This is a genomic window from Chthoniobacter sp., assembly GCF_040003245.1.
GTDB lineage: Bacteria > Verrucomicrobiota > Verrucomicrobiia > Chthoniobacterales > Chthoniobacteraceae > Chthoniobacter.
Genome location: NZ_JBDUCX010000370.1, coordinates 1 through 4313, shown reverse-complemented (window position 1 = coordinate 4313; position 4313 = coordinate 1). Strand labels below are relative to the sequence as shown.

Annotated in this window: 6 protein-coding genes; 4 read left to right on the top strand and 2 right to left on the bottom strand. The window is 64.5% G+C overall.

Annotated features, from left to right (window positions below; all coding sequences use genetic code 11):
• Both ABJF10_RS29660 and ABJF10_RS29655 read left to right on the top strand, forming a co-directional pair.
• On the top strand, nucleotides 1–269 hold a 269-nt coding region (locus ABJF10_RS29660; RefSeq protein WP_348548215.1), incomplete at its 5' end, for a divalent metal cation transporter.
• Nucleotides 270–283: 14 nt separating this feature from the next.
• A complete protein-coding gene (locus ABJF10_RS29655; protein ID WP_348548214.1) occupies nucleotides 284–712 on the top strand; it encodes a universal stress protein in 429 nt (142 codons plus the stop codon).
• 128 nt (nucleotides 713–840) lie between these two features.
• Here ABJF10_RS29655 and ABJF10_RS29650 read toward each other — a convergent pair whose 3' ends face one another.
• Both ABJF10_RS29650 and ABJF10_RS29645 read right to left on the bottom strand, forming a co-directional pair.
• Nucleotides 841–1920 carry a beta-ketoacyl synthase N-terminal-like domain-containing protein gene (locus tag ABJF10_RS29650; protein WP_348548213.1) on the bottom strand — a complete coding sequence of 360 codons (1080 nt, stop codon included), beginning with the start codon at nucleotides 1918–1920 and terminating at the stop codon, nucleotides 841–843.
• The gene (locus ABJF10_RS29645; protein ID WP_348548212.1) at nucleotides 1917–3143 is read right to left on the bottom strand and encodes a beta-ketoacyl-[acyl-carrier-protein] synthase family protein; all 1227 of its coding nucleotides are present in this window, start codon (nucleotides 3141–3143) and stop codon (nucleotides 1917–1919) included. The genes ABJF10_RS29650 and ABJF10_RS29645 overlap by 4 nt, the downstream gene beginning before the upstream one ends.
• Nucleotides 3144–3422: 279 nt before the next feature.
• On the opposite strand from ABJF10_RS29645, the gene ABJF10_RS29640 reads away from it, so the two are divergent.
• Together ABJF10_RS29640 and ABJF10_RS29635 are read left to right on the top strand one after the other, a co-directional pair.
• A complete protein-coding gene (locus ABJF10_RS29640; RefSeq protein WP_348548211.1) occupies nucleotides 3423–3887 on the top strand; it encodes a GtrA family protein in 465 nt (154 codons plus the stop codon).
• Nucleotides 3884–4234 carry a DUF1992 domain-containing protein gene (locus ABJF10_RS29635; protein ID WP_348548210.1) on the top strand — a complete coding sequence of 117 codons (351 nt, stop codon included), beginning with the start codon at nucleotides 3884–3886 and terminating at the stop codon, nucleotides 4232–4234. The genes ABJF10_RS29640 and ABJF10_RS29635 overlap by 4 nt, the downstream gene beginning before the upstream one ends.
• Nucleotides 4235–4313: the final 79 nt, after the last annotated feature.

Below are 4313 nucleotides of genomic sequence, written 5' to 3'. Positions count from 1 at the left end.
GCGAGAGCAAAACGACGCAACTGCTCGTCGCCAGCCAGGTCGTGCTCAGCATGCAACTGGGCTTCGCCGTCTGGCCGCTCATGCGCTTCACCGATGAAAAAGCGAAGATGGGCCCCTTCGTGAATCCGCTCTGGATCCGCATCCTCGGCTGGACCACCGCCGCGATCATCATCGTGCTCAACGTCAAATTGCTATTCGATACCTTCATGCCCGACGCCGTGCTCAACGCCTTCTACGGTTTCCTGGGCCTCCCTGCACCCACCCCCTAAAACCCGCGCGCCCCATGTATCGCAAAATCCTCGTCACTCTCGACACTTCGGCTTCCGACCGGGAATTGCTGCCGCACATCGCGCAATTCGCCGCCCTGGCGAAAAGCGAACTCCTGCTGCTGCACGTCGCCGACGGCTGGGTTGCGCGCAACTTTGACCAGCTCAGCCTCGCCGAATCCGAAGAGATGAAGGAAGACCTGCGTTATCTCGAGGAAACGGCCGCGCGCCTGCGCGGCGAAACGGGCCTGAAGATCGAGACCCGGCTGGCGCTTGGTAATCCGCCCACACAAATCCTCCACGTCGCCGAACAGGAGCACTGCGACCTCATCGCGCTCGCGTCGCACGGCCACCGCCTCGTCGGCGACATCATCCACGGCAGCACTATCGAAGACGTCCGCCACAAGGCTCGCGTACCCATCCTCGTCGTGCCGCCGCGGAAGTGATAGGTGGGCAGCGAAGTTACAAGCGCCCTCCATGCGTGTCATCCTGAGCGGAGTGTAGCGGAGTCGAAGGACCCCGTCGCTTTACCAATGATGATCGCTGGTTATTCGACGGGGGCCTTCGACTTCGCTCAGGATGACATATCTTTTGCGCGTTTCAGTACCGCGCCGCTCGCCTGTTGATTGAACCCCAGCGCGGAAACGAAAGTGGTTTCGATCCTCTTCGCATCCGCTGCCCCCGGCAGCGCTCCGTGCCGCACCGCCAGCGCCGCCACCACCGTCTGCAAAAGTGCACTCGCACCCAGGGCTTCACCCAGCGATTGCCTCGGAAAATAAACCGCCGCTTCCGGCAAGTGCCGTCCGATCACGCGCCGTTCGATCGCATCCACAAAAGTCCCGTTCGCACACCCGATCACCGCATCCGCGCCACCCCTCGGAAGCAACTCCGCATACACGCGCGTCAGCGCCGCTTCCGCTTCCTGCTGCCGAAACACCGGCACGCCGTCGTGCAACTGAAGCTCCACCGCACCCTCGCGCGCCAGCACCACCGCCGCCGCTCCCTCTGCGAGCAAGGCCCCATGCGCCTTGCCGGGCCCGCGCGAAAGACGCCAATCCCGATACGCCTCGCAAAGAATCCAGTCGCACTCTTCGCTGCCCACCACCACCACGCGGTCCAGATCGCCGGTCGCCAGCAATTGCTCCGCAAACTTCAGCGCCGCCAGCCCCACCGTGCTGTCGCCCACCAGCGTGTAACTCGCGCCATCGATCCCAAACTGCGCTGCCAGATGACTCGCCGGCGCGTTGTAAACCGTCTCCGGAAAAAGCATCGGACTCGCCGTGTTCGCGCCCTGCTTGACGATCTGCTCGTAAAATTTGCGCGTGTAAATCACCCCGCCGCTGGAGATCGCAAAGACCAGCGCCGTGCGCGCCGCCGACTCCGGCGTGATCACAACGCCCGCATTCTCCAGCGCCGCCATGCCCGCCGCCACCGCGAAATACGAAATCGCACTCGACCGCCGCAGCCGTGGATTGCGCCCCAGCGCTTCCACCGTCTTCGGCGGCACCGGCGCATAGACATGCTCGCGCCCCGTCTCCGGATTCGTCACCATCTTCGCTTCGGCCACATCGCCGCGCCCGAGCCGTTCCCACACTTCATCGAGCCCCGCGCCGAGCGGCGTCACCCAACCGAGTCCGGCGATCCGCGCGCTCATGACTCCGCCCCCTCGATCACGATCGTCGCATTCGTCCCGCCGAAACCGAACGAGTTGGAAAGCACGCAGCGCAATTGCGCGTCGCGGGCCGCATTCGCCACGATATTCAGCCGCCACGCCGGATCGAGTTCCTGGAAGTGGATATTCGGCGGCAGGAATTGCCCGCGCAACGCCAGCACGGAAAACGCCGCCTCGATCGCGCCCGCTGCACCCAGCGAATGCCCCATCATCGATTTCGTCGAACTTACTGGCACGCGCTCACCGAACAGCTCTGCGATCGCCGTCCCCTCGGTCGCATCGTTGAAGATCGTCGCCGTCCCGTGGGCGTTGATGTAATCGACCTCCGCCGCCGCGCGCCGCGCATCCGCCAGCGCGCGTTCCATCGCCTGGCGCGGTCCGATCCCACTCGGGTGCGGCTGGGTGAGGTGATGATTGTCCGTCGAAATGCCGTAACCCGTGACCTCCGCGAGAATCGGCGCCCCCCGCCGCCGCGCGCTCTCCATCTCCTCCAGCGCCAGCAGCGCTGCGCCCTCCCCCAGCACCAGCCCCGTGCGCGCCTTGTCAAAAGGCCGGATCTTTTCCGCCGTCGACGCCTGCAGCGAATCGAACCCCACGAACACCATCTCGGAAATGGCATCGTACCCTCCGCACAGCACGCGCCGGTACTGCCCCGCGCGCACCAGGCGGAAGGCATGCCCCACCGCATTCGTCCCCGAAGCACACGCATTGGCGATGATTTGACTCGGCGCCGCGCAGGGCCACGCCTCCTCGGCATCGAGCACCGGTTTCTGCGGCAGATAATTCGCCAGCCACGCCGCCCGCGCCGGCGTCCGCCGCTTCTTCTCCACCTGCGCCCGGTAAAAAGCTTCACCGAAACTCATCCCCCCGCTGGTCGTGCCGATGACCAGCAACTCTGGGTCGAACCCGCGATCTCCCTCCCGCACCTCGCTCGCAGCCGCCATCATCATCAGGCTCGCCGGGTGGCGATGGTGCGCGCGCTCGCCGTTCACCGCCCCGACGCGCGCGACCAGCTTCGCCACATCCACCAGCCCCGCTGTCTTGCAGCGCGTCTTGCTCACGTCAAAAGCCATCACCGGCGCCACCCCATCATGCCCCGCGCGCAAGGCCCGCACCGTCTCCTCGCTCCCCAGCCCCAGCGGACTCACCACGCCGATCGCCGTCACGGCGACGCGGTGGGCCTGGGATGCGGAGGGAGAAATCATTTCGTCAGAAACCTTTTCGTTGCCCAGCCACCCGCGCGCAATGCGCAATTCGCATTCCTCGGCCACACTGTGTTCTTTCCGTGCGACTCACGTTCGCGGAACCGACGGGATGATCCAGGGGATTTTTACCACGAAGGCGCCAAGACACGAAGAAAAGGAGAGCCCTTCGTGCCTTTGTGCTTCAATCAGCCCGCTCCTGCCGCCCATTCATTCTGTCTTGCGCCGGAGCCCTCCCCCGAGAACTGTTCCCGCCCGCCACACCACCCTTCCCACTTTCCTTTGACGCCCGAAACCACCACTCCCGATCCCGCACCCAGCCGCCAGGCCGTGCGCATGCGCTTCTTCTGGTTTCTCGCCGGGTCGGGCGTGAACTACCTCCTCATCTCCATCCCTTTCAAGTGGCTGCACGCCCACACCGAACTGTCCCTGTGGGCCGTGGCGGCGTGCAGCATGGCCGTCAGCACCTCGTTCTTTTTCCTCTGGAATTACTTCATCAATTTCCGCACCGACGCCCGCAAGCGCGACGCCCTGCCGCGCTACGTGCTCGCCGTCGGCGTCATGTGGTTCCTCTCCTCCACCACCCTCGGGTTCTTGAAGCACCACGACTTTCATCACGCCTTGAGCCTCGGCCACTTCCCCCTCGATCTCGACATCATCGCCACCCAGTTTTTCCTCAGCGGCCTGAAGTTCTTCCTCTATCACAAGTGGGTCTTCCCCCTGCCGAAAGAGCCGGCCGCTCCATGAACTGGACGAAACTCGCCGAGAGCCGCATCGAGGAAGCCATCGCCCAAGGGGAGTTCGAGAATCTTCCCGGCCAGGGCCAGCCTCTCGACCTCGCCGAGTATTTCGCCCAACCCGCCACGGAACGCGCCGGCTCCGCGCTCCTGAAAAACGCCAATGTCATTCCGCCGGAGGTGCAACTCCTCAAGGAAATCGCCGCGCTGGAGAAGGCGGTTGCCGCTTCCGAGACCGCCGGGAATATCCCAGGTGCCCCGGCGAAGACGCTCCGCGAACAATTGCAGGAAAAACGCGTGGCCTTCGCCATGGCCATGGAGCGCCGCCGTCGGCGCGATCCGCGCGGGGCGGAGTAGGGGGTGGGAGCGGAAAGCAAACTTTGTCATCCTTGTATATCGCCCAACGCGACGAATCGTGATGATTTGCGCGTGACCC

Excerpts from the sequence above, each read along its gene's own strand:
- ABJF10_RS29655 (WP_348548214.1), top strand. The coding sequence starts at position 284 with ATGTATCGCAAAATCCTCGTCACTCTCGACACTTCGGCTTCCGACCGG.
- ABJF10_RS29635 (WP_348548210.1), top strand. The coding sequence starts at position 3,884 with ATGAACTGGACGAAACTCGCCGAGAGCCGCATCGAGGAAGCCATCGCC.
- ABJF10_RS29645 (WP_348548212.1), bottom strand. The coding sequence starts at position 3,143 with ATGATTTCTCCCTCCGCATCCCAGGCCCACCGCGTCGCCGTGACGGCG.
- ABJF10_RS29650 (WP_348548213.1), bottom strand. The coding sequence starts at position 1,920 with ATGAGCGCGCGGATCGCCGGACTCGGTTGGGTGACGCCGCTCGGCGCG.